Annotated in this window: 23 protein-coding genes; 16 read left to right on the top strand and 7 right to left on the bottom strand. The window is 64.4% G+C overall.

All coding sequences use genetic code 11. The features are described from left to right. Positions 1 to 10 precede the first annotated feature (10 nt). Both ACJJVR_RS14995 and ACJJVR_RS14990 read right to left on the bottom strand, forming a co-directional pair. Positions 11 to 949, bottom strand: coding sequence for an alpha/beta fold hydrolase (locus tag ACJJVR_RS14995; protein ID WP_405405740.1), 939 nt, complete (start codon positions 947 to 949; stop codon positions 11 to 13). Positions 950 to 957: 8 nt separating this feature from the next. Continuing rightward, the gene (locus ACJJVR_RS14990; RefSeq protein WP_405405739.1) at positions 958 to 1,242 is read right to left on the bottom strand and encodes an SCP2 sterol-binding domain-containing protein; all 285 of its coding nucleotides are present in this window, start codon (positions 1,240 to 1,242) and stop codon (positions 958 to 960) included. A 148-nt stretch (positions 1,243 to 1,390) separates the two neighbouring features. On the opposite strand from ACJJVR_RS14990, the gene ACJJVR_RS14985 reads away from it, so the two are divergent. The 11 genes from ACJJVR_RS14985 (at position 1,391) to ACJJVR_RS14935 (ending at position 11,263) form a co-directional block, all read left to right on the top strand. Beyond that, the gene (locus ACJJVR_RS14985) at positions 1,391 to 1,885 is read left to right on the top strand and encodes a tetratricopeptide repeat protein (RefSeq protein ID WP_405405738.1); all 495 of its coding nucleotides are present in this window, start codon (positions 1,391 to 1,393) and stop codon (positions 1,883 to 1,885) included. 9 nt (positions 1,886 to 1,894) lie between these two features. Continuing rightward, a complete protein-coding gene (locus ACJJVR_RS14980) occupies positions 1,895 to 4,855 on the top strand; it encodes a helicase-related protein (RefSeq protein WP_405406466.1) in 2,961 nt (986 codons plus the stop codon). A 1-nt stretch (position 4,856) separates the two neighbouring features. Continuing rightward, positions 4,857 to 5,150 carry an RNA-binding S4 domain-containing protein gene (locus tag ACJJVR_RS14975; protein ID WP_405405736.1) on the top strand — a complete coding sequence of 98 codons (294 nt, stop codon included), beginning with the start codon at positions 4,857 to 4,859 and terminating at the stop codon, positions 5,148 to 5,150. Between the two features lie 31 nt (positions 5,151 to 5,181). Then, positions 5,182 to 5,520: a ferredoxin FdxA gene (gene fdxA, locus ACJJVR_RS14970; protein ID WP_405405734.1), complete on the top strand. Its 339-nt coding sequence runs from the start codon at positions 5,182 to 5,184 to the stop codon at positions 5,518 to 5,520. Positions 5,521 to 5,809: 289 nt separating this feature from the next. Next, positions 5,810 to 6,319 (top strand): CarD family transcriptional regulator, encoded by a 510-nt coding sequence (locus tag ACJJVR_RS14965; RefSeq protein ID WP_405405733.1) that lies wholly within the window; start codon positions 5,810 to 5,812, stop codon positions 6,317 to 6,319. Between the two features lie 138 nt (positions 6,320 to 6,457). Further along, complete coding sequence (locus ACJJVR_RS14960; protein WP_405405731.1) at positions 6,458 to 7,375, top strand: manganese-dependent inorganic pyrophosphatase; 918 nt, start codon at positions 6,458 to 6,460, stop codon at positions 7,373 to 7,375. Continuing rightward, a complete protein-coding gene (locus ACJJVR_RS14955; protein ID WP_405405729.1) occupies positions 7,375 to 8,244 on the top strand; it encodes a TIGR01459 family HAD-type hydrolase in 870 nt (289 codons plus the stop codon). The genes ACJJVR_RS14960 and ACJJVR_RS14955 overlap by 1 nt, the downstream gene beginning before the upstream one ends. A 139-nt stretch (positions 8,245 to 8,383) precedes the next feature. Further along, a complete protein-coding gene (locus ACJJVR_RS14950; protein ID WP_405406465.1) occupies positions 8,384 to 8,827 on the top strand; it encodes a MaoC family dehydratase in 444 nt (147 codons plus the stop codon). A 29-nt stretch (positions 8,828 to 8,856) separates the two neighbouring features. Then, positions 8,857 to 9,786: a bifunctional riboflavin kinase/FAD synthetase gene (locus tag ACJJVR_RS14945; protein WP_405405728.1), complete on the top strand. Its 930-nt coding sequence runs from the start codon at positions 8,857 to 8,859 to the stop codon at positions 9,784 to 9,786. After that, positions 9,786 to 10,226, top strand: coding sequence for a YcgN family cysteine cluster protein (locus ACJJVR_RS14940; protein ID WP_405405727.1), 441 nt, complete (start codon positions 9,786 to 9,788; stop codon positions 10,224 to 10,226). Before ACJJVR_RS14945 ends, ACJJVR_RS14940 begins: the two co-directional genes overlap by 1 nt. Next, on the top strand, positions 10,223 to 11,263 hold the full coding sequence (locus tag ACJJVR_RS14935; protein WP_405405725.1) for a threonine aldolase family protein: 1,041 nt from the start codon (positions 10,223 to 10,225) through the stop codon (positions 11,261 to 11,263). Before ACJJVR_RS14940 ends, ACJJVR_RS14935 begins: the two co-directional genes overlap by 4 nt. On the opposite strand, the gene ACJJVR_RS14930 is transcribed toward ACJJVR_RS14935, so the two are convergent. The 5 genes from ACJJVR_RS14930 to ACJJVR_RS14910 form a co-directional block, all read right to left on the bottom strand. Next, the gene (locus ACJJVR_RS14930) at positions 11,260 to 11,730 is read right to left on the bottom strand and encodes a CinA family protein (protein WP_405405724.1); all 471 of its coding nucleotides are present in this window, start codon (positions 11,728 to 11,730) and stop codon (positions 11,260 to 11,262) included. The genes ACJJVR_RS14935 and ACJJVR_RS14930 overlap by 4 nt on opposite strands. Continuing rightward, positions 11,727 to 12,224, bottom strand: a complete 498-nt coding sequence (locus ACJJVR_RS14925; RefSeq protein ID WP_405405722.1) for a phosphatidylglycerophosphatase A — start codon at positions 12,222 to 12,224, stop codon at positions 11,727 to 11,729. The genes ACJJVR_RS14930 and ACJJVR_RS14925 overlap by 4 nt, the downstream gene beginning before the upstream one ends. Next, positions 12,221 to 13,363 (bottom strand): bifunctional 2-C-methyl-D-erythritol 4-phosphate cytidylyltransferase/2-C-methyl-D-erythritol 2,4-cyclodiphosphate synthase, encoded by a 1,143-nt coding sequence (locus tag ACJJVR_RS14920; RefSeq protein WP_405405721.1) that lies wholly within the window; start codon positions 13,361 to 13,363, stop codon positions 12,221 to 12,223. The genes ACJJVR_RS14925 and ACJJVR_RS14920 overlap by 4 nt, the downstream gene beginning before the upstream one ends. After that, positions 13,360 to 15,540: a phosphoribosylformylglycinamidine synthase subunit PurL gene (gene purL / locus ACJJVR_RS14915; protein ID WP_405405720.1), complete on the bottom strand. Its 2,181-nt coding sequence runs from the start codon at positions 15,538 to 15,540 to the stop codon at positions 13,360 to 13,362. The genes ACJJVR_RS14920 and purL overlap by 4 nt, the downstream gene beginning before the upstream one ends. Positions 15,541 to 15,843: 303 nt before the next feature. Next, a complete protein-coding gene (locus ACJJVR_RS14910; protein WP_405405719.1) occupies positions 15,844 to 16,749 on the bottom strand; it encodes a LysR family transcriptional regulator in 906 nt (301 codons plus the stop codon). A gap of 161 nt (positions 16,750 to 16,910) precedes the next feature. On the opposite strand from ACJJVR_RS14910, the gene ACJJVR_RS14905 reads away from it, so the two are divergent. The 5 genes from ACJJVR_RS14905 (at position 16,911) to ACJJVR_RS14885 (ending at position 22,873) form a co-directional block, all read left to right on the top strand. Then, positions 16,911 to 20,300, top strand: a complete 3,390-nt coding sequence (locus ACJJVR_RS14905; protein ID WP_405405717.1) for an indolepyruvate ferredoxin oxidoreductase family protein — start codon at positions 16,911 to 16,913, stop codon at positions 20,298 to 20,300. Between the two features lie 67 nt (positions 20,301 to 20,367). Beyond that, positions 20,368 to 21,180, top strand: a complete 813-nt coding sequence (locus ACJJVR_RS14900) for a glutamate racemase (RefSeq protein WP_405405716.1) — start codon at positions 20,368 to 20,370, stop codon at positions 21,178 to 21,180. Between the two features lie 19 nt (positions 21,181 to 21,199). Continuing rightward, positions 21,200 to 21,649: a cytochrome c maturation protein CcmE gene (gene ccmE, locus ACJJVR_RS14895; RefSeq protein WP_405406464.1), complete on the top strand. Its 450-nt coding sequence runs from the start codon at positions 21,200 to 21,202 to the stop codon at positions 21,647 to 21,649. Between the two features lie 94 nt (positions 21,650 to 21,743). Continuing rightward, positions 21,744 to 22,355 carry a holin-associated N-acetylmuramidase gene (locus ACJJVR_RS14890; RefSeq protein ID WP_405405715.1) on the top strand — a complete coding sequence of 204 codons (612 nt, stop codon included), beginning with the start codon at positions 21,744 to 21,746 and terminating at the stop codon, positions 22,353 to 22,355. After that, positions 22,346 to 22,873: a holin family protein gene (locus ACJJVR_RS14885; protein WP_405405713.1), complete on the top strand. Its 528-nt coding sequence runs from the start codon at positions 22,346 to 22,348 to the stop codon at positions 22,871 to 22,873. The genes ACJJVR_RS14890 and ACJJVR_RS14885 overlap by 10 nt, the downstream gene beginning before the upstream one ends. Positions 22,874 to 22,893: the final 20 nt, after the last annotated feature.

Genomic DNA, 22,893 nt, shown 5'->3' with positions numbered 1-22,893 from the left:
CGAAATCGGATCAGCTGGCCGCGAACCGGGCCAGCATCGCCTCGTGGAACGCATCGCGCAGCGGTGCGGTTTCCATCAGAATCTCGTGTCTGGCACCGGGAATTGTCAGCAACTCTGACCGTGGCCAGCGCGCGGCCCGGTCACGGATAGCCTGAGGCGAGACAACCTTTTCATCGCTGCCGACCGATACAAGCATCGGCAGGTCGGGCGACGGAATCCGCGACAGGCGGGCGCATTCATTCAACGCTCTGCCAACCCAATCGAATGTGGCACCACCGATGGTCAGATCCGGCCAGGCAACTGCTTCGCGAACCAGCCGCGCCCATTCGTCGCCGTTTCCGGTCAGCAGGTTCGCATTAAAGCTTTCGTTCAACGGATAGGTCGTGGCCGCACCGCCGCTGCCCGGTGCCGTCAGGCCGCCGCGACCCACGCGCCCTGCCAGATAGGCAATGCCAAGCGCCACGCCATGCTGCACCCGCCGCAGGTTGATCCCCCACATCGGCGCAGAGAAAACCGCGCTTCGTACGGCCATACCACCTTCCAAGGCGGCCAATCCGATGCAGCCACCCATCGAATGCGCCAGCAGATGCCACGGCCGGGGCAAGTCCAGCTGTTCCGCCGCGACCATCATCTCGACCACGTCATGCTGATAGTCTGCGAAATCGCGGATGTGGCCGGGGCGCGGATTGGGCTGCAGGCGGTCGGACATGCCCTGCCCACGCCAGTCGATTGACAGGACATCGTAACCGGCCGCCATAAGGCGATGGGCGACGGGAGAGTATTTTTCGATGTATTCCGTCCGGCCGGGAAACAGCAGGACGCTGCCGCGGGCTGTGTCGGCGGCCCAATGCGCCATGCGTAACTGCACCCCATCACCTGCCTGCGCCCAGAAGGCGCGGGCAGGCCGCGACCGGTCGTCCGGCAGCTGATGAAAGGGTGCCTGCTGCACGGGGGTGCTTAGGACAGCTTTTGGCCCAGCTGCATCGCGACGCCCATGGAGCCGTCGATCTTCAGCTTGCCCATCATGAAGGCTGTGGCCGGGTTCACGTCACCGTTCATGATGCCTTCGAACGTCTCGCGGCTGGCGGTCAGTGTCACTTCGGCCTCCTCGTCACCGGCGCGGACACCGTCTTCGTCGATCATGATTGCGCCTTCGTCGGCGATGACGAATTTCGCGACAGAATCAAAGCTGTCGATCTTTTCGCCCAGCTTCTGGACGGCCTTGGTCACGACTTCGCTCATTTCACGTCTCCTGGTGCGCTTTGTCTGGCGCCCGGCCTGCGGCCTGGGCTACACCATACATATGAATGCGGTCCGCCTGAATTTCCACTCTGCCGTCACGGCATTGCGTCACAAAATTCTGACGATTTTGATGGTTATTGCAAGCTCCATGCCGGTCGCCGCTGCCGGGCAGGGTCTGGACGACGCCTTTGCACGCCTTGCCCGGCCAGAGGGGCAGGGCTGGCGCATCGCCGAAAGCGACATCCTGCGTGCGTGGTCGCGGTCCGGGTCTCCGGCAATGGATCTGTTGCTGCAACGCGGAGAGGCTGCACTGGACATGGGGGACATTCCATCGGCCATCGGCCACCTGACCGCCCTTACCGATCACGCACCCGATTTCGCGGCGGGCTTTCATGCCCGCGCCGCTGCCTATGCGGCGGCGGGTCAGTTCGGACCGGCATTGACCGATCTGCGCCGCACGCTGGAACTGGAGCCGCGGCATTTCGCGGCCCTGACGCAGTTGGGGGCCATGCTGGAGGAAATGGGCGACAATGACCGCGCCCTGGCCGCCTATCGGGCCAGCCTGGCCATCCACCCCCACCAGCAGGAAGCGATAGATGGTCTGGCACGTCTGGAACGCGGGCACATGGGCACCGATATCTAGGGCATGAACATGACGACGCGCGGGCGGATCACCGCCATTCTGGGCCCGACCAACACGGGCAAGACCCACTACGCCATTCAGCGGATGCTGAACCATCGATCCGGTGTCATCGGCCTGCCGCTGCGCCTGTTGGCGCGCGAGGTCTATGACCGCATCGTGGCCGCCCGCGGCCCGTCCGTCGTGGCTCTGGTCACCGGAGAGGAGCGGATCGTCCCCGACCGCGTCCAGTACTGGGTCGCCACGACCGAGGCGATGCCCGACATCGCCACCGATTTCGTGGCCATCGACGAAATTCAGCTGTGTGCCGATCCGGGGCGCGGGCATGTCTTTACCGACCGCCTGCTGCACATGCGCGGCACCGTCGAGACGCTGTTTCTGGGCAGCAGCACCATGCGCCCGACCATCGCGGCCCTGGTCCCCGAAACCCAGTTCGAGCGCAAGGAGCGGTTTTCGACGCTGAGCTGGGCAGGGTCGAAAAAGCTGTCACGGATGCCGCCGCGCAGCGCGATCGTGGGGTTCAGTGTCGATGACGTTTATGCGATGGCCGAACTGATCCGGCGTCAGAAGGGCGGCTGTGCGGTAGTCATGGGCGCCCTGTCGCCCCGCACCCGAAACGCCCAGGTCGAGATGTATCAGAACGGTGAGGTCGATTACCTGGTCGCCACCGACGCCATCGGCATGGGCCTGAACCTGGACATCAAGCACGTGGCCTTCAGCGCCACGCACAAGTTCGACGGCAAGCGCGTCCGCCCGCTGTTCCCGCACGAGATGGGCCAGATTGCCGGCAGGGCAGGGCGGCACACCGAATCCGGCACCTTTGGCGTCACCGGAGAGGCCGAGCCGTTGGACGATGGGCTGATCGACGCGCTGGAGAACCACCGCTTTGCCCCGATCAGCCGGCTGATCTGGCGCAACGGCAAGCTGGAATTCGGCAGCATGGACCGGCTGGTCGAAAGCCTGGAGACCGGTCCGGGCCACGATCTGCTGACCCGCGGGCGCGAGGCTGACGATATCGCGACGCTGAAGATCCTGCGCGAGTTCCCCGAGATCAAGGACCGCATCCGCGGTGGCAAGGACGTCCGTCTGCTGTGGGACGTGTGCCGGGTGCCCGATTTCCGGGGCATATCCAGCATGGAACACGCGACTTTGCTAGCGCGGATCTTTGGTTTCCTGCAGGATGGGCATATCCCGGCGGACTGGCTTGGCCGGGCCATCGAACGCATCGACCGGACGGCGGGCGACATCGACGCCATCTCGAAACGGTTGGCATATATCCGCACGTGGACCTATGTCGCGCAAAGAACGGGCTGGGTGGCGGACGAAAAGCATTGGCGTGGCGAAACGCGCGCTGTAGAAGACCGCCTGTCGGACGCGCTGCACGCGGCCCTGACCCAACGATTTGTGGACCGGCGCACATCCGTGCTTTTGCGCCGGCTCAAGCAGAAGGAGAGCCTGGTGGCCGAAGTGAATGACAAGGGCGAAGTGACGGTCGAGGGCGAATTCGCCGGCCGCCTGGAGGGCTTCCGCTTCCGCCCCGACCAGACCGCTTCGGCGGACGAGGCCAAGATGCTGAGCCGCGCCAGCTATGACGCGCTCAAGCCTGAATTCCATCTGCGTGCGGACCGTTTCTATAACGCGCCCGACACCGAGATGGATTACACCGAACAGGGCGGCCTGATGTGGGGCACCCAGGCGGTCGGCAAGCTGGTCAAGGGTGCCGATCCGCTGCATCCAATGGTCGAAGTCTTTGTCGACGAGGAAGCCGGCCCCGAGATCGCCGACAAGGTCCGCCGCCGCGCCCAGCATTTCATCGACCGCAAGATCGCCGCGCTGTACGAGCCGCTGCTGACCCTGCAGAAGGACGAGACGCTGACCGGTCTGGCCCGCGGCTTTGCCTTCCGGCTGGTCGAGGCGCTTGGCATCCTGTCCCGCGACGGCATCGCCACCGAGGTCAAGGAACTGGACCAGGAATCGCGCGGCATGCTGCGCAAGCACGGTGTGCGGTTCGGCCAGTTCACGATCTTTCTGCCCGCGCTGCTGAAGCCCGCGCCGACGCGCCTGCGTCTGGTGCTGTGGTCGCTGCACGAAGGTCTGTCGGAATTCCCCGAAAGCCCGCCGCCGGGTCTTGTCACGATTCCGCACCTGCCGGTTGTGCCGGATCAGGTCTATGCACTGTCGGGCTATCGTCCCGCGGGTGAGCGGGCGATTCGCATCGACATGCTGGAGCGTCTGGCCGACCTGCTGCGCGCCCAGGATACGCGCGGCGGGTTCGAGGCGAACCCCGATATGCTGTCGATCACCGGCATGACATTAGAGCAGTTTTCTGGGCTGATGCAGGGTCTGGGCTATTCCGCCGACAAGGGGGAACGCAGCAAGGTCAAGGCAACCGAGGAACCTGCCGTCGTGTCCGCGCCCGAGGCTGACGGTTCTGACGCGCCCATGACGGAGGAAGAGTCCGTGCTGGCCGCAGAAACCCGCGCCAAATGGGAAGCGGAGCAAGCCGAGAAACGCCAGCCGGACGCCGAGGTTTCGCCCGACGCAGCCGAGTCTGCGACTGAAGCGGAGGCCGAAGCGTCCACCGAGGTTGCACCGCCCGAGATGGAGGTGTTCTATACCTTCAAATGGGCACCCAAGCCGCGCGGCAACCGCCGTTCGCAGGGCGACCGTGGCCAAGCCGAGCGACCCCAGGGTGACCGTCCGCAGGGTCAGCGTCGCGGCCCACGCCGGGACGGCGCCCCGCGCGAAGGTCAGGCCAAGGATGCGGCGCCCGCAAGCGATCGCCCGCGCGGCGACGGCCCGCAGGGTGAACGCCGCGACCGCAATGGCAAACCCGGCGGCAAGTTTGGCGGCCCGAAAAAGGGCGGCAAGCCGTCGCATCAGGGGCCTCAGACCTTCTCTTCGCGCCCGGAGAAGAAGGCGGATCCCGACAGCCCGTTCGCGATTTTGGCGCAGCTGAAGGACAAGACCTGATTTGACCGAGGCTGCCCCTGGCCTTCGGCTGGACAAATGGCTGTGTCATGCGCGGGTCTTCAAGACCCGCGGTCTGGCTGCCGCCCGCATCGAGGCGGGCGGCATTCGTGTGAACGGCCAACCCTGTCGCAAGCCGGGGCGGGCGGTTCGACCCGGCGACGTGCTGACCGTGTCGGCCTATCAGCAGGTGCGGGTGCTGACGGTCGTCAGTTTGTCTGACCGTCGTGGCCCCGCCGCTGACGCGCGACTGCTGTATCGCGAAGCCTTGATTGATCCTGCGGGAATGTCTAGGTGACAGGCCGAACGGACCAGACGAAAGCGCCCCGATGACCTATGTCGTGACTGACAACTGCATCATGTGCAAATACACTGATTGTGTCGAAGTGTGCCCCGTGGACTGCTTCTACGAAGGCGAGAACACGCTGGTCATCCATCCTGATGAGTGCATCGATTGTGGCGTCTGCGAACCTGAATGTCCCGCGGACGCTATCCGGCCGGATACCGAGCCGGCGATGGAAACTTGGGTCGAGTTCAACCGCAAATATTCAGAACTGTGGCCGGTGATCACCCGCAAGAAAGATCCTCTGCCAACTGCGGTCGAGATGGACGGTCAGGCGGACAAGCTGGAAAAGTATTTTTCGCAAGCACCCGGCGAGGGTTACTGAGCCGGACGAAAGGGCGAAAGACACCCTTATGCGTCACGAACTAACCAAGCCTTGGTGTCCAAGCGCCGCCCGAAAGGCGGCGCTTTTTTTAGCGTCATTTTTGTGTTATACTTTCAGATGTACCGCGACGTGTCGTTGGCTGACAACGCATGGTTTCGCGCCTGATGCCGTTGCATCCCCGCTCCAAATGGCAGGGATTGCCAAAGATGATCGAAATTGGACCGAGGGTGGCTTTGCCCCCCTGCGGCCCTTTGTGCCCGTCCTGCGGGCGCATGTCAAAGGAAGCCAAATGTCGAAGACGAAGAAGAACGAATTCCGCCCCGATGATTTTGTCGTGTATCCGGCCCATGGGGTCGGTCGTATCGTGTCGATCGAGGAACAGGAGGTCGCTGGCCTGCGGCTGGAGATGTTCGTGATTTCGTTTGACAAGGACAAGATGACATTGCGCGTGCCGACCGCCCGCGCCAGCGAGATCGGCATGCGCAGCCTGTCGACCCCCGACCTGATCGACCGTGCACTGGAGACGCTGAAGGGCAAGGCCCGCGTCAAGCGCGCGATGTGGTCGCGTCGGGCGCAGGAATACGAACAGAAGATCCATTCCGGCGACCTGCTGTCCATTGCCGAGGTGGTTCGCGACCTGCACCGTTGCGACGATCAGCGCGAACAGTCCTACTCCGAGCGTCAGCTGTACGAGGCTGCGCTGGACCGCCTGACCCGCGAAGTTGCCGCCGTCGGCGGTTTGGACGAGGGTGGTGCGCAAAAGCGCGTGGGCGAGGTTCTGTTGACCCGCGCCGCCTGATCCGACCCTATCAATGACGCAAAGGGCGCCCCGACGGGCGCCCTTTTGCATGGGTAGGCCGTTGTGCCGAACGTGGACAACGCGACGCTGCCTGCCTATAAGGCGGCCATCCTTACCCATCACCCTTCGAGGCGCATCATGATCAAGGTCTTCGGCCACACTTCCCCCGATACGGATTCCACCGGGTCGCCCATCATCTGGGCCTGGTATCTGACCGAATGCCGCAAGACGCCGGCCGAGGCCGTGCTGCAGGGAGAGCCGAACACCGAGGCGCTGTGGATGCTGGACCGCTGGAACCTGTCCAAGCCGCGGCTCATCGACGATGTGACCGCCGACGACGTCTGCGTGATCGTGGACACCAACAACCCGGCAGAACTGCCCGCCAGTCTGGATCAGGCCGACGTGATCGAGATCATCGACCACCACCTGCTGGCAGGCGGCATCAAGACCCGCGCGCCCATCAACATCACCATCCGGCCCCTGGCCTGCACCGCCACGATCATGCACGATCTGATGGGCGACGATCTGGGCCGCGCGCCCGAGGGGATCAAGGGTGCGATGCTGACGTGCATTCTGTCCGACACCCTGGAGTTCCGCAGCCCGACCACGACGCCACATGACCGCGCTGTCGCCGAAAAGCTGGCCGTTGATCTGGGTGTGACCATCGCCGAATTTGCCGCCGAGATGTTTGCCGCCAAGTCCGACGTCAGTGCCTTCAGCGAGGCGGCGCTGCTGAAAATGGACAGCAAGGAATACGAACTGGGCGGCAAGCAACTGCGCATCTCGGTGCTAGAGACGACCGCGCCGCAGGTCATTCTGGACCGCAAGGACGCCCTGATCGCCGCGATGCCCGCCGTCGCCGCCGAGGACGGGGCCGATGAGGTCCTGTTGTTCGTGGTGGACATCCTGAACGAACAGGCGACGTTGCTGGTGCCCAACGATTATATCCGGTCCGTGGCCGAGCGCAGCTTTGGCGTGACAGTCACTGGCGACACCGTGGTGCTGCCCGGCGTCATGAGCCGCAAAAAGCAGATCATCCCGGTTCTGGCCGTCTGATGACCCGCATCATCGCTTCGCTGGCCGAAATCTCGGCCAGCTATGACGCGCTGTTCTGCGACCTGTGGGGCTGTCTGCACAACGGCCAGCAGCCATTCACGGCTGCGGTCGCAGCCCTGCAGGGTTTTCGCGCGCAGGGTGGTCAGGTCTGCCTGATGACCAATGCGCCGCGTCCGAACCAGTACGTGATCGCACAACTGGACCGCATGGGCGTGCCGCGCGATGCATGGGATCTGGTCGTCAGTTCCGGCGACGCCGCGCAGGACGCAATGTTCGCGGGCGTTGTCGGTCGTAACGTCTGGCATATCGGGATCGAAAAGGACCACGGTTTCTTTACCGACATCCCGCAGGCCCACCGCAATGCCGATCCTATCCGGCGTGTCCCGTTGGACGAGGCCGAGGGGATCATTGCGTCAGGTCCATTCAACGAGTTGACCGAGACGCCCGAGGATTATCGCGACCGGTTCCAGGACGCGATCGATCGCGGGCTGCCGATGCTGTGTGCGAACCCCGACATCGTCGTCGACCTGGGCGAGACGCGCATCTATTGCGCAGGGGCGCTGGCCGATTTCTATCAGTCTCTCGGCGGGACGGCGCTGTATTACGGCAAGCCGCATGCCCCGATCTATGACCGGGCGCGGGCGCTCATGGGGCTTGGGCCTGACGCGCGCTATCTGGCGGTGGGCGACGGTATCGCCACGGACATCGCAGGTGCCGAGGCGCAGGGAATCGATTCGATCTTTGTGACCGGTGGTCTGGCCGCCGATGCCTTTGGCCCGGATGTCGAACAGCCTGATCCGGCCCTGTTGCCGGAATGGCTGGGGTCGCAGGGGCGTGCGCCGACGTTTGCGATCGGTCGCTTGCGCTGAGGCAGGGCGGCGCATTCCGCGCCGACCATGTCGCAACAATCAGCCAATATAGCGCCACTCTGGGATGCAATATTGCCGTGACGCCTTCATGCTGCTATGCAGCATGAAGGCGTCACGGCATACCCGGATGAGAAGCAAGATGTTGGACAATATTCTGCGCGGCACAATCGTGATCGAGGATCTGGAGATCGGAATGACCCGTCACCTGCACAAGCAGGTGACAGATCGGGACATCGAACTGTTCGCCGAGGTGTCGACGGACAGGAACCCGGTCCACTTGGACGACGCTTATGCGCAGGACACCATGTTCGAAGGCCGCATCGCCCACGGTATGCTGACCGCGGGGCTGATCTCGGCGGTGATCGGGGAACAGCTGCCGGGGCACGGCACCGTCTATCTGGGCCAGACGCTGAAATTCATGGCCCCTGTACGCCCCGGCGACATCGTCCGTGCCGAGGTTGAGGTTCAGGCCATCGATCACGCAAAACGGAGGGTCACGCTTGCAACCCGCTGCCTCGTCGGCGATACGGTCGTCTTGAAAGGCGAGGCGGTCGTGCTGGCCCCAAGCCGCAAGTTCGACTGAAGGGCGCAGGACGCCCTGTTGGGGGCGCATTGCAGATCCATCGCGACTGGACAGGACTAAAAGCCGATGCGCGCGGCGCGACGGTCGCCATGGGCAATTTCGACGGCGTCCACAAAGGTCACCGGGCGGTCATCGGTGCCGCACGCGCGGCCAGCGACGCACCCCTGGGGATCCTGACATTCGAGCCGCATCCGCGCCAATATTTCGCCCCCGACGCGCCCCCATTCCGGCTGATGAACGCCGAGGCACGGGCCAACCGGCTGTCGCGCCTTGGCGTTCAGCACCTGTACGAGCTGCCCTTCAGCCCCGTTCTGGCCGGCCTGACGCCACAGGCCTTTGCGCAAGAGGTTCTGGCCGACGGCCTCGGCATTGCGCACGTGACCGTCGGCGCTGATTTCTGTTTCGGCACGAACCGAGCGGGTACGGCGCAGACGCTGCGGGATCTGGGGCGGCAGTACGGGTTCGGCGTGACCATCGTACCGCTGATCGGCGTGGGGTCGGCGGAATATAGCTCCACCGCGATCCGCACCGCGCTGGCGCAGGGGTTGACCCATGACGCCGAGCGCATGCTGGGCCATTGGCACCGCATCGAAGGAGAGGTCATCCACGGTGAAAAGCGGGGCCGGGAATTGGGCTGGCCGACCGCGAACATCGCTCTGGACGGGCTGCATCTGCCGCGCCTTGGCGTCTATGCGGTACTGGTCGACATCCTGACCGGGCCGGACCGGGGCCCGTGCAAGGGCGTGGCCTCGCTTGGGGTGCGGCCGATGTTCGGCGTCAACACCCCCAACCTGGAGGTGAACCTGTTCGATTTCGCGGGCGATCTGTACGGGCAGCACCTGTCTGTCGCGCTGGTTGACTTCCTGCGCGACGAGGCCAGGTTCGACGGCCTGCAAGCCCTGATCGACCAGATGGAGCAGGACGGCGCACAGGCCCGCGCCCTGCTGTCGGGTCGCTGATGCGCGAGCGTTTCTGGGAACTGCCCTTGCCCCGCCTGGCCCCCGACGAATGGGAGGCCCTGTGCGACGGCTGCGGCAAGTGCTGTCTGAACAAGATCGAGTTCGAGGACACGAACGAACTGGCCTTTACCCGCGTCGCCTGCAAGCTGTTGGACGGGGACGCCTGCCGGTGCAGCAGCTATGCCAACCGCCACGACTATGTCCCCGATTGCGTCGTGCTGACCCCCGCCAAGATCAAGGAGGTCGCATGGTGGCTGCCCGTCACCTGCGCCTATCGCCTGCGTCACGAGGGGCGGCCTCTGTACGACTGGCACTATCTGATCTCGGGCTCGACCCAGACCGTCCACGACGCAGGCGTCAGCGTCCGCGGCTGGACCGTCAGCGAACTGTCGGTGACCGAGGACGATTGGGAGGACCACATCATCGAGGATCTGTCATGAATTTCGCCTCCGACAATTCGTATGCCGCGCACCCCGCCGTTCTGACCGCACTGGCCGATGCCAATTCCGGCGCAGTGATGGGCTATGGCGCCGATCCGGTCACCGAACGGGCCGAGGCCGCAATTCGCGATCTGTTGGAGGCCCCTGACGCCGTCGTCCGGTTCGTGGCCACCGGGACCGCTGCGAACGCGCTGGTCTGCGCGCAGCTGTCACCGTCCTTTGGGCGGATCTATTGCCACGATGACGCCCATATCGAAACCAGCGAATGCGCCGCGCCAGAGTTCTTTTCGCACGGGGCAAAGCTGATCACGCTGCCGGGCGATGGTGGTCGCCTTGGGGTCGACACCTTGGCTCATTCGCTGCAGGTGGGTGCCGGTGTGGGGCTGAACGGTGGGTTGAGCGCCTTGGTATCGATCACGAACGCGACCGAATGGGGCACCGTCTATGACCCCGATCAGGTCGCGGCGCTGGCGTCCGTCGCGCATGCGGCGGGGTTGCCGTTGCACATGGATGGGGCGCGGTTCGCCAATGCGGTCGCCACGCTTGGCTGTTCGGCCGCCGATCTGACGTGGCGCGCGGGCGTCGATGCGCTGTGCCTGGGCGGCACCAAAAATGGCGCCATGGGGGCCGAGGCGATGGTGTTCTTTGACCCCGCCCGTGCCGAAGGTTTCGACTATCGGCGCAAGCAGGCCGGCCACGTGATGTCCAAGAACCGCTATCTGTCGGCACAGATGCTGGCCTTGGCGACCGACGGGCTGTGGCTGGATCTGGCCCATCAGGCGAATGCCAAGGCGCAGGTTCTGGGTCAGGCGGTCGTCGATGGCGGCGGTCGGCTGTTGCAGCCGGTTCAGTCGAACGGCGTCTTTGCCGCGATCCCCAAAGCCACCCATGACCGGGCCAAGGCTGCGGGCGTGCTGTATCATCTGTGGTCCGACAAGACGGTCCAGGGTACCGATCCGGTGTCGCTGCGTCTGGTCACCGCATGGGATACCCCGGATGCAGATATTGCGGCCATGGCGGCGATTCTGCGCGGCTAAGCGCGCAGCGCGTCCAGCAGCAGTTGCAGCGCGTGTTCCACCGTCGCCGCGCGCACGCGGTGCCGGCCGATCGCGCCGAATTCGACGGTCTGAGTGACGGTGCCGAAGGGCTGGCTGATGCCAAAGCAGACGCGTCCTTCGGGTTTGTGTTCTGATCCGCCGGGACCGGCGATGCCGGTCACGGACACGGCGATGCCTGCGTCGGACTGGCGCAGCGCGCTTTGCGCCATTTCCGCGGCGACCTGTTCGCTGACCGCGCCATGGGTGGTCAGCGTATCGTCGCGGACCCCCAGCATCTGCACCTTGGCCGCGTTCGAATAGGTGACAAAGCCCCGGTCGAACCCGTCGGATGAGCCCGGAACCTCGGTCAGGGCGCCAGCGATCAGGCCGCCGGTACAGCTTTCGGCGGTGGCGATCTGGACGCCGCGCGCGCGGGCGGCGTCCAGAACCTGCGCCGCTTGGTTCACATCAGCACCGTATGGGCAAAGGCCGCCGCGGCCATCGTGGCCAGCGCCGCAAAGATCCCGGCCCACAGATCGTCCAGCATCACCCCCGCGCCGTCATGGCGGCGGTCGGCGCGACCGACCAGCCATGGTTTCCAGATGTCGAACAGGCGAAAGAACAGAAATGCCGCGACCCAGCCCGGATAGGGAAAGCTGTCGGCGGGCAGCCCGGCGTGCCAGAACCCGAAGGACGGCGCCATCAGGGCCAGCCATTGGCCCGCGACTTCATCGATAACGATCTCGCTGCGGTCGGGATCGTCCATGCCGGCAGTGTACCGTGGCACCACCCAGAACCCCAGCACGATCACCAATCCCGTGGCCAGCGCCAGCAGGGGAAAATGCCCGATGCGGTGCAAAATCAGCCCCAGGGCCACCGCGACCGCCGACCCCCAGGTGCCGGGGGCGGGACGCAGCAGGCCTGCGCCGAACCATGTGGCCAGCATGCGATCCATGGTCACTCCTTGATCAGGGTGGCGGTGGCGATGGCAGCGATGCCCTCGCGGCGGCCGGTGAAGCCAAGGCGTTCCGACGTCGTCGCCTTGACGCTGATGCGCGCCTCGTCCAGGCCCATGATCTGGGACAGGCGGTGGGCCATGGCCGGCGCATGCGGTCCGATCTTGGGCGCCTCGCAGATCAGGGTCACGTCGGCATTGCCGATGCGGAACCCCTTGTCGCGGGCCATGCCTGCCGCATGGGCCAGAAAGATTGCGCTATCCGCGCCCTTCCATTGCAGGTCAGACGGCGGAAAATGCCGGCCGATGTCACCCTGCGCCAACGCGCCATAAATGGCGTCAGTCAGTGCATGCATGCCGACATCGGCGTCGGAATGGCCCAGCAGCCCCGCGTCGTGCGGTACCTGTATGCCGCACAGGGTCACGTGGTCCCCGGGCCCAAAGGCGTGCACGTCATAGCCATTGCCAAGGCGGATATCCATGTCGGTCCCCAGAATGCGTTCGGCCCGCGCGAAATCGGCGGGAAAGGTGATCTTCAGATTGTCTTCGGAACCTTGGGTGATGGCAACCTCCATCCCCGCAGCCAGCGCCAGCTGCACGTCGTCGGCGGCATCCCCCGGATGATTGCGATGCGCGCGCAGGATCTTGTCCAGCACAAAGCCCTGCGGCGTCTGCGCCCGGAACAGCCCGTCGCGCGGGGCGATGGCTGTCACCTTTGCCCCATCGCCCCGCCACAGCGCGTCCGACACGGGCAGGGCGGGCGCCGCAGCGTCAGCGCCGCCCTGCAGCGCCCGGATGACGCCCGCGATGACCTGCGGCGGGACCAGCGGGCGGGCGCCGTCATGGATCAGGACGTGGCTGGCCTGTCCCTGCAGCGCCATCAGGCCGGCACGGACGCTGGCGGCGCGTGTCTCGGCCCCCGCGACGATGGTCATACCGCCAGCATAGCGTTCGATGGCCTGACCCATGTCGTCAGGATGAACCACCAGCAAAATCCGCCCGAAACCCGCAAAGGCCGCCAGGGTCCGGTCCAGCACCGGTCGCCCGGCAAGGTCGCGCCATTGTTTGGGCAGGCCGTCCCCCGCCCGCGTGCCGCGTCCTGCCGCCGTGATCAGTGCAGCAAAGCCAGCAGGCGCGCGGATCATGCGTGGTCGGGCATGTCGCCCCGGATCGCGGTGGCGAACGCAGTCCGGTACAGGTCCGACAGTTCGGCCAGCGGCGCGCCGTCGCCACCCAGGGTGACGCTGTCGCCGCCAAAGCGGCCGACGGTGGCGATGGGCACGCCTGCGGCCTCTGCGGCCTGGGTTAGTGCCCGCGCGGCATCGGCGTTGCAGGCGACCAGATAGCGGGCCTGATCCTCTCCGAACAGCTGGGCGATGTCGGCGCTGTCCAGCGTGACACCCAGCCCCGCAGCCTCGGCCATCTCGAATGCCGCAAGGGCGAGACCGCCGTCCGACAGGTCGGTCGCGGATGCAAGATGGGCACGATTGGCGCGCAGGAACTCACCATTGCGGCGTTCGTCATGCAATTCGACCTGCGGCGCGTCGCCGGATTCGACACGGAACACCTCCCACGCCAGCGCCGACTGTTCCAGATGGCCGCGCGTGGTGCCGATGACCAGCGCCAGATCTCCGTCGACGGGCAGGCCCGCGATCAGGTCGTCCAGATCCGCAATCAGGCCCACGCCGCCGATGGTCGGGGTTGGCAGGATGCCCTTGCCGTCGGTCTCGTTGTACAGCGACACGTTGCCCGACACGATGGGAAAGTCCAGCGCCCGGCAGGCCTCTCCGATGCCTCGGATGGCACCGACCAGCTGGCCCATGATTTCCGGCTTTTCAGGGTTGCCAAAATTCAGGTTGTCGGTCGTGGCCAGCGGCAGGGCGCCAACGGCTGTCAGGTTGCGATAGGCCTCGGCCACGGCCTGCTTGCCGCCCTCGAACGGGTTCGCCTTGACATAGCGCGGGTTCACGTCGCTGGTGAATGCCAACGCCTTGCGGGTGCCGTGCACGCGCACTACGCCGGCGCCCATGCCCGGGCGGCGGATCGTGTCGGCCCCGACTTGCGTGTCGTACTGTTCCCAGACCCATCCACGATGCGCGTGGTTCGGGCTACCGATCAGCGCGCGAAGGCCCGCGATGGGGGCAATCGGCGGCAGGGCGGGCGCGGGCGTGGCTGCCGGGGTCTCGACCCAGGGGCGGTCGTATTCGGGCGCGCTGGAAGACAGTTTGGACAGCGGAAGGTCGGCCATGACCACGTCGCGATGGACGATCAGAAAGCGGTCCTCGGCGATGGTTTCGCCGACGATGGCGAAATCCAGGTCCCATTTCTCAAAGATCGCGCGCGCCTCGGCCTCTTTTTCGGGCTTCAGCACCATTAGCATCCGTTCCTGGGATTCCGACAGCATCATCTCATAGGCGGTCATGTTGGTTTCGCGTTGCGGCACGTCGTCCAGGATCAGCTTGATACCAAGACCGCCCTTGTCGCCCATTTCGACCGCCGAACAGGTCAGGCCTGCGGCCCCCATGTCCTGGATCGAGATCACCGACCCCGATGCCATCAACTCAAGACACGCCTCCAGCAGGCATTTTTCCGTGAATGGGTCGCCGACCTGAACGGTGGGACGCTTGTCCTCTATCGTGTCGTCGAATTCCGCGCTGGCCATGGTCGCGCCACCGACGCCGTCGCGACCGGTCTTGGCGCCCAGATAGACGACCGGCATGCCCACGCCGGACGCGGCCGAATAGAAGATCTTGTCGGCATCGGCCAGACCTGCGGCAAAGGCGTTGACCAAGCAGTTGCCGTCATAGCTGGGGTGGAAACGGACCTCTCCGCCCACGTTGGGCACGCCGAAGGCGTTGCCATAGGCGCCGATCCCCTCGACCACGCCCTTGACCAGATGCGGGGTCTTGAAATGGTCGGTGCGGCCGAACGACAGCGCGTCCATCACGGCGATGGGTCGTGCACCCATGGTGAAGACGTCGCGCAGGATGCCACCGACGCCGGTCGCGGCGCCCTGATGCGGCTCGATGTAACTGGGGTGGTTGTGGCTCTCCATCTTGAAGACCACCGCCTGGCCGTCGCCGATATCGACCACGCCCGCGTTCTCTCCGGGACCGCAGATGACCTGGGGACCATCGACGGGCAGGGTGCGCAGCCATTTCTTGGACGACTTGTAGGAACAGTGCTCGTTCCACATGGCACTGAAGATGCCCAACTCGGTGAATGTCGGTTCGCGGCCGATGATCTGCAGGATGCTGGCATACTCGTCCGGCTTGAGCCCGTGGGCCGCGATCAGTTCCGGGGTAAGCTGTGGTTCCTGCATGACACGACCCTTCCTGCGCATGAAATCACGCGTCTTCTAGGCGCTGGCGGCGCTTATGGAAAGGCCGCAGCGTCCGGAGGCGGGACAAAAAAAAGCCGGGCACAAGGCCCGGCCTAAGTCCAACAGGGAGGTAGAAGGTGATGAGCGATTACGCTGATCATCGCCTTCTGAGCCCGATCTATGTGCAGTCTGTGAAGTCTTCAAGACAAATGGGGATGCAATGGCCGCATATCCGCCATGCGCTCTGGCGATGGCTGCACGTATGGCGTGCATGAAACATGAATTGCCTGCCGGTTGCGCACATCAGATCTGTCCCGCCTCGCTCTGATGGCGGCGGTACGCCTGAATCTCCTCAAGGACAAAGTCACGAAATACCGCAACGCGGCGCGTCTGGCGCATTTCCTCTGGGTAAGCGAGAAAAACAGGCACCTCACCGGATTCGGTATCGGGGAACACGCGGATCAGGTTCGGGTGGTCGGCGGTCAGATAGTCGGGCAGCACCCCGATGCCCAGATTGGCCAGAACCGCCTGCAGCACACCGAAATAGTTGTTCACCGTCAGGGTTGATCCGACGTTCTGGGACATCAGCTCCTGTACCAGTCGCGCACCTGCCGCGACCTGCGGCTGGTCGGGCTTTTGGCAGATCAGGCGGTGATTGGCCAGGTTCGCCAACGATTCCGGCGCGCCATGAGCAGCGATATAGTCAGGGCTGGCGTAAAGCCGCATCCGAATATTCAGCAGGCGACGGCGGATCAGGTCGGACTGGCTGGGCTCCTTCATGCGGATGGCCACATCAGCCTCGCGCATCGGCAGATCCAGCACGCGCTCCTCCAGCAGCAGGTCAATGCGCAGATCGGGAAATTTCTCGTACAGTTTGACCAGCCGGGGGGCCAGCCACAGGGTGCCAAAGCCGACAGTGGCTGTGACCTTCAGCTCTCCAAAGACGTTTTCCTCGCTGTCGCGGATACGGGCCGATGCGCTGTCCAGCTTGCGCGACATGGACGATGTCGCCTCGAACAGCAACTCTCCCTGCTCCGTCAGGATCAACCCCCGCGCGTGGCGGTGGAACAGCGTTGTGCCAAGCGACTCCTCCAGCGCACGGATCTGTCGACTGACAGCCGATTGCGACAGATGCAGCACGTCGCCCGCATGCGTCAGGCTGCCGGCATCGGCGACGGCGTGAAATATTCTAAGCTTGTCCCAGTCCATCCCTGTTACAATCCTGTCATGACAGCCATGCGATTTTTGCAGACCTAACCTTCCCCTGCGATTCCGGCAAGGTCACGTCAAGCAAAGAATTTCCGCTTCGTTGGTCAGTAATTCTGACCTATAATGCGTGTGGAGGCCTTTGATCTTGGGAGGAGAGGGTGATGAGCAAGCAGGAATTTTCGCTGACCGATCGGTTCGATCTGTCAAAACGTCACGTGTTGTTGAACGGGACGCAGGCACTTGTGCGGCTGATGCTGATGCAATCGGCACGCGACAAAGCGGCGGGGCTTGAGACGGCGGGGCTTGTCACCGGATATCGTGGATCGCCGCTTGGTAGCGTCGATTTACAGATGACGCGCGAGGCCAAACGGCTGGGTGCGGCCGGGGTGCTGTTCCAGCCGGGGCTGAACGAGGATCTGGCAGCCACCGCCATCTGGGGCAGCCAGCAGGCCGAGTTGCGCGGAGAGGGACGCCACGATGGCGTCTTTTCGTTGTGGTACGGAAAAGGACCGGGCGTCGATCGGTCTGGCGACGTGATGCGTCATGCGAATATGGCCGGATCGTCCCGTCACGGCGGCGTCGTCATGGCAATGGGTGACGATCACACGGGCGAAAGTTCGACCGTGCTGCATCAGTCTGACTGGGCAATGATCGACGCCTATATCCCGGTTCTGTCCCCTGCGGGCGTACAGGAAATTCTGGACTATGGTCTCTATGGGTTTGCCCTGTCGCGGTATGCGGGAGTGTGGACGGGCCTGAAGACGATGAAGGACACGGTCGAGGCGACATCGGTCGTCGATGGCGACCCGCATCGGATGGTCTTTGCCACCCCTGACCGTGTTTTGCCCGATGGCGGGCTGAACATCCGCCTTGGCGACACGCCTGTCGCACAGGAGGCGCGGATGATCGACCATAAGCGGTGGGCCGCAGAAGCCTTCAGCCGCGCGAACCGGATCGACCGCAAGGTCTGGGGCAAGTCCGGTGCCCGGATCGGGTTCGTTGCGGCAGGCAAGAACTGGCTGGATCTGGTCCACGCGTTGTCCCTGCTGGGCATCGACGAAAACGAAGCAGAGCGTTTGGGGCTGACCACCTACAAGGTGGGACAGACCTGGCCCATGGATATAAAGTCCATTCAGGAATGGTCAGAGACCCTGGAGCTGATCATCTGCGTCGAGGAAAAGCGCAAACTGATCGAGGTTCAGCTGAAGGAGGCGATTTTTGACAACCGCCATGGTCGCCGCATCCATGGCTGGAAGCATGACCGCACGGGGGAAGAGCTGTTCCCGACCCGCTATGCGCTGGACCCGGTTATGATCGCCCGGAAAGTCGGCGGCATCCTGATCGAGGAGGGTCGCGGCACCGAACGTCTGCGCGCAGCAATGGAGCGTCTGAACGCGGTCAGTCGGAATGACAATGCCCCCGAGATCGCGACCAGAACCCCTTGGTTCTGTTCAGGTTGTCCGCATAACAGCTCGACCAGACTGCCCGAAGGAAGCCGGGCCTATGCAGGGATCGGGTGTCACTATATGGTGCAATGGATGGGCCGCGAGACCGAAGGTTTCACCCATATGGGCGGGGAGGGCGCGAACTGGATCGGTGAGGCACCGTTCAGCACCAGAAACCATGTCTTTCAAAACCTTGGCGATGGAACCTATAATCATTCGGGATCTCTGGCGATCCGGGCGGCCTTGGCTGCAGGCACAAACATAACCTACAAGATCCTGTACAACGACGCCGTCGCCATGACCGGCGGTCAGCCGAACGAGGGTGGATTGACCGCCCCCCAGATTGCCAGAGAGCTGGTTGCGATGGGGGTTGGTTCGGTTGCCGTTGTGCATGACGAAAAAGAAGACGTCGATGCGGCACAGTTCCCTAAAGGTCTGCGGTTCGAGGAACGCTCCGAAATGATGACCGTTCAGCGCGATCTGGAAAAAGTTCAGGGCGTCAGCGCGATCCTGTATGTGCAGACCTGCGCCGCCGAGAAGCGCAGGCGGCGCAAAAAGGGCCAGTTCCCGGACCCCGATCGGCGCATCTTTATCAACCCCGACGTCTGCGAGGGTTGTGGCGACTGTTCGGTGCAATCGAATTGTGTCTCGATCGTGCCGCTGGACACGGAACTGGGCCGAAAAAGGCAGATCGACCAATCCAGCTGCAACAAGGATTTCAGCTGCGTCAACGGGTTCTGCCCCAGCTTCGTGTCCGTCAAGGGCGGCAAACTGCGCAAGCCCAAGGCCGAGGCCTTCGATCTGCCCGACCTGCCTGTGCCCACGCTGCCTGCGATCAGCGGCACCCACAACATCGTCATTACCGGCGTGGGGGGCACGGGCGTCGTGACGATCGGCGCGGTGCTGGCGCAGGCGGCCCATATGGACGGCAAGGGCGCCGGCATGATGGAAATGGCGGGCCTAGCCCAAAAGGGTGGCGCGGTGCACATTCACCTGCGTCTGGCCGAACGTCCGCAGGATATCAGCGCCATCCGCGTGGCCGTGGGCGAGGCCGACTGCGTCATTGGTGGCGATCTGGTCGTGACCGCGGGCGCCAAGACCGTCGGTCTAATGACCAGTGGCCGCACCGGCGCGGTCGTGAATGACCACGAGATCATCACCGGCGATTTCACCCGTTTTCGTGATTTTCAGGTGCCCTCCGACCGGCTGCGCATGTCGCTGCAAGCGCGGTTGGGGGACCGCGTGGCGTTTCTGGACGCGAACGACCTGGCGCTGCGGCTGCTGGGAGATTCGATCTATTCCAACATGGTGGTTTTGGGGGCCTGCTGGCAGCAGGGGCTGATTCCGCTGTCGTTCGATGCGATCATGGAGGCGATCCGCCTGAATGGTGCACAGATCGAAGCGAACCAGCGCGCGTTCCAGATTGGGCGGTGGGCGATGGCCTTTCCCGAACAGGCCCGATCACCGGCCGAGATCAGCCCTCTGCCGGTCGACCCTGTCGCCTATCGCGCGGATCGTCTGGTTGCCTATCAGAACAAGCGCTTGGCCGTGCGGTACCGCAAGCTGGTCGATGCAGCCCCCGCACCGCTGCGTGACAGTGTCGCAAGAAGTTATTACAAGCTATTGGCATACAAAGACGAATATGAGGTTGCGCGCCTGCATCTGAGCACCGCCGAACAGGTCGCCGCCCGGTGGGAGGGGGACGTAACCCTGTCGCTGCATCTGGCCCCGCCAATGCTGACCGGCACGGACGCGAACGGCCGCCCGAAAAAGCGCGAGTTCGGTTCGTGGATGCTGGGGGCGTTCCGGGTTCTGGCACGGATGAAGGGGCTGCGCGGCACGCCATTCGACCCATTCGGGTACAGCGCCGAACGCCGTCACGAACGCGCGATGATCCGCGAATACGAGGCCGACATGCGTCACGTCTTTGCGTCGGTCACGGAGCCGATGATGCCGGTGGCGATCGAACTGGCTGAGCTGCCACTGGGCGTGCGGGGGTTTGGTCCGGTCAAGGAGGCGGCTGCCGATCTGGCGGCCACGCGCCGGGCCGAACTGTTGGCGCAACTGCAGGCCGGACACCCACCCATCCGTGAAGCGGCTGAGTGATCACGGTCATTTCCAAAGGCGGCGCGTCGCCCTATGAAGGGCGGCGCATGATGCGGGAGGTGCAGGAATGGCGATAGGGGTGTTCGATTCGGGTCTGGGCGGACTGACGGTCCATCAGGCCATCGCCGCGCGCCTGCCGGACCTGCCTGTGGTCTATCTGGGCGACAACGCCCACGCGCCTTATGGTGTGCGCACCGCAGACGATATCTTTGACCTGACCTGCCGGGGCGTCGAACGTCTTTGGGCAGAGGGGTGCGATCTGGTGATCCTAGCGTGCAATACCGCCAGTGCCGCTGCCCTGAAGCGGATGCAGGAGACCTGGTTGCCCGCCGACAAGCGCGTGCTGGGCGTATTTGTCCCCATGATCGAGGCGCTGACCGAACGGGCATGGGGCGACAATTCGCCGCCCCGCCGGGTGGCCGTCAACAACGTCGCGCTGTTCGCGACCCCTGCCACGGTTGCCAGCCGCGCGTTCCAGCGCGAACTGGCGTTTCGCGCCGTGGGCGTCGATGTCGAGGCCCAGCCCTGTGCCGGCGTGGTCGATGCCATCGAAATGGGCGACGAGCAGCTGGCCGAGGCGCTGGTCGCCAGCCATGTCGAGGCCCTGATGCGCCGCATGCCGTTCCCCGAGGCCGCAGTGCTGGGCTGCACGCATTATCCGCTGATGCAGGATGCTTTTCAGCGCGCCTTGGGGTCGCAGGTCAAGGTTTTCAGCCAGGCGGGTCTGGTCGCCGAGAGCCTGGCCGACTATCTGACACGCAGGCCCGAGTTTGTCGGTCCGGGCACCCGGTCGATGTACCTGACGACCGGTGATCCGGCGCGGGTGGGCGGCAAGGCCACGCAATTCCTGCGCCGCGCCATCAGCTTTGATCCCGCCTGAGGAGAACCCCATGGCCGGCATGAAATCCCTGAAGAAACAACGTCGCGTGCAGGTTCTTGCCGCGGCCAGTCTGGCCATGGTCGCGGCGGTCGGGTTGATCGGATACGGGTTCAGCGACGGCATCAACCTCTATCGCTCGCCCAGTCAGGTGGCCGAGGCCGCGCCCGAACCAGACGAGTTTTTTCAACTGGGCGGGCTGGTCAAGGACGGTTCCATCGTCAACGGGACAGGCATGGCGTTCGATTTCGTCATTACAGATGGCGCGGTCGAGATCCCCGTCGCCTATGTCGGCAAGGACCCGCGGCCAGACCTGTTCAGCGAGGGGCAGGGCACCATCGCCAAGGGCCATTACCGCGACGGTCGCTTTGAGGCGCGCGACCTGCTGGCCAAACATGACGAGACCTACATGCCCCGCGAGGTCGTGGACACGTTGAAGGCCACCGGCGTCTATCAGGACGCCGGAACCTGAGGCAACGCGCGCAGGGTTAACGGCAGGTTAACTGCATCGTCCCACCATCCCCCGACGCGGCCCCGATGTCGGTCGCGCCAGCCATGGGGGTGTCATGCCAAGCGTCGAAGAGATTGCCAGACAGATCGTGTCCCGCGAAGGTGGATACGTCAACGACCCCGACGATCCGGGCGGTGCCACAAATTTCGGCGTCACCATCGGCACGATGCAGACCCTGGGGATGGACCTGAACCGCGATGGCCGTATCGACGCCACGGACGTGCGCGCGCTGACCCGGGCGCAGGCGGAACAGGTCTTTGTCGAACATTATTTCCGCAAGCCGCGGTTGGCCGAACTGCCCCAACCGCTGCAGGCGAGCGTGTTCGACATGTATGTCAACGCGGGTGGCAACGCGGTCAAGATCCTGCAACGGTTGGTCAGCCGGATGGGGTTTCGTGCCGCCGATGACGGGGTCATCGGGCCGATGACCATTGCGGCCGTCGCCGATGCGGCAGAGGCCGCGCCCCGGCACCTGGTCGACGCCTATGGGATTGCGCGGCGCAACTATTACTATGCGCTGGCCGATCAGCGCCCGGCCAGCCGCAAATACGCGCGCACCAATGCAGGCGGCAAGGGCGGCTGGATCACCCGTGCCGAGGAATTCGTGGCCCCGCGCTATCATTTCAGCGATGCCGACCATCGTCAGAGGACCTCCGCATGGGCCTGATCGACCGCTTTATCGGGATCGCCCCGACCGTCACCGCCCTTGGCAGCGCCGCGACCGGCATGGCCGAGGTCTTCACCCAGAACGCGACCCGCCGGATGGAGCTGGACGAAGAGGCCTATTCCCGCGCCATCGCCCAGCACGGCCAGGAATTCGCTGTCCCGCGACAGGGCTGGTTCGACGGTTTCGTGAACGGCCTGAACCGTCTGCCGCGACCGCTGCTGGCCTTGGGGACCATGGCGTTGTTCATCTATGCGATGGTCGAACCAATCGGGTTCGGCGTCCGCATGGAAGGGCTGCAGCGTGTTCCCGAGCCATTGTGGTGGCTGCTGGGTGCGATTGTTGGGTTCTATTTCGGCGCGCGCGAGGCGCATCATTTCCGCCACCGCGTCTGGCCCGCCCCGATCACCGAAGAGACCACCATCGTCCCCGTCACGATCGCGGCCCCCGTCGTGGTCCCCGCGGATGATTTCGCGGACAACGCTGCCCTGCGTGACTGGCTGGCCACGCTGCGCGAATAGGCCGCAACGCGAGCACACAA

The organism is Paracoccus sp. Ld10 (assembly GCF_045064235.1).
Lineage (GTDB): Bacteria > Pseudomonadota > Alphaproteobacteria > Rhodobacterales > Rhodobacteraceae > Paracoccus.
The sequence above is the reverse complement of the archived record's forward strand: the minus strand, read 5'-3'. Positions and strand labels throughout refer to the sequence as shown.

Coding starts and splice junctions, on each gene's coding strand:
- purL (WP_405405720.1), bottom strand. CDS start 15,540: ATGCAGGAACCACAGCTTACCCCGGAACTGATCGCGGCCCACGGGCTC.
- ACJJVR_RS14950 (WP_405406465.1), top strand. CDS start 8,384: ATGTTGGACAATATTCTGCGCGGCACAATCGTGATCGAGGATCTGGAG.
- ccmE (WP_405406464.1), top strand. CDS start 21,200: ATGAAATCCCTGAAGAAACAACGTCGCGTGCAGGTTCTTGCCGCGGCC.
- ACJJVR_RS14885 (WP_405405713.1), top strand. CDS start 22,346: ATGGGCCTGATCGACCGCTTTATCGGGATCGCCCCGACCGTCACCGCC.
- ACJJVR_RS14990 (WP_405405739.1), bottom strand. CDS start 1,242: ATGAGCGAAGTCGTGACCAAGGCCGTCCAGAAGCTGGGCGAAAAGATC.
- ACJJVR_RS14940 (WP_405405727.1), top strand. CDS start 9,786: ATGCGCGAGCGTTTCTGGGAACTGCCCTTGCCCCGCCTGGCCCCCGAC.
- ACJJVR_RS14955 (WP_405405729.1), top strand. CDS start 7,375: ATGACCCGCATCATCGCTTCGCTGGCCGAAATCTCGGCCAGCTATGAC.
- ACJJVR_RS14980 (WP_405406466.1), top strand. CDS start 1,895: ATGACGACGCGCGGGCGGATCACCGCCATTCTGGGCCCGACCAACACG.
- ACJJVR_RS14985 (WP_405405738.1), top strand. CDS start 1,391: ATGCCGGTCGCCGCTGCCGGGCAGGGTCTGGACGACGCCTTTGCACGC.
- ACJJVR_RS14900 (WP_405405716.1), top strand. CDS start 20,368: ATGGCGATAGGGGTGTTCGATTCGGGTCTGGGCGGACTGACGGTCCAT.
- ACJJVR_RS14905 (WP_405405717.1), top strand. CDS start 16,911: ATGAGCAAGCAGGAATTTTCGCTGACCGATCGGTTCGATCTGTCAAAA.
- ACJJVR_RS14960 (WP_405405731.1), top strand. CDS start 6,458: ATGATCAAGGTCTTCGGCCACACTTCCCCCGATACGGATTCCACCGGG.
- ACJJVR_RS14965 (WP_405405733.1), top strand. CDS start 5,810: ATGTCGAAGACGAAGAAGAACGAATTCCGCCCCGATGATTTTGTCGTG.
- ACJJVR_RS14910 (WP_405405719.1), bottom strand. CDS start 16,749: ATGGACTGGGACAAGCTTAGAATATTTCACGCCGTCGCCGATGCCGGC.
- fdxA (WP_405405734.1), top strand. CDS start 5,182: ATGACCTATGTCGTGACTGACAACTGCATCATGTGCAAATACACTGAT.
- ACJJVR_RS14935 (WP_405405725.1), top strand. CDS start 10,223: ATGAATTTCGCCTCCGACAATTCGTATGCCGCGCACCCCGCCGTTCTG.
- ACJJVR_RS14890 (WP_405405715.1), top strand. CDS start 21,744: ATGCCAAGCGTCGAAGAGATTGCCAGACAGATCGTGTCCCGCGAAGGT.
- ACJJVR_RS14920 (WP_405405721.1), bottom strand. CDS start 13,363: ATGATCCGCGCGCCTGCTGGCTTTGCTGCACTGATCACGGCGGCAGGA.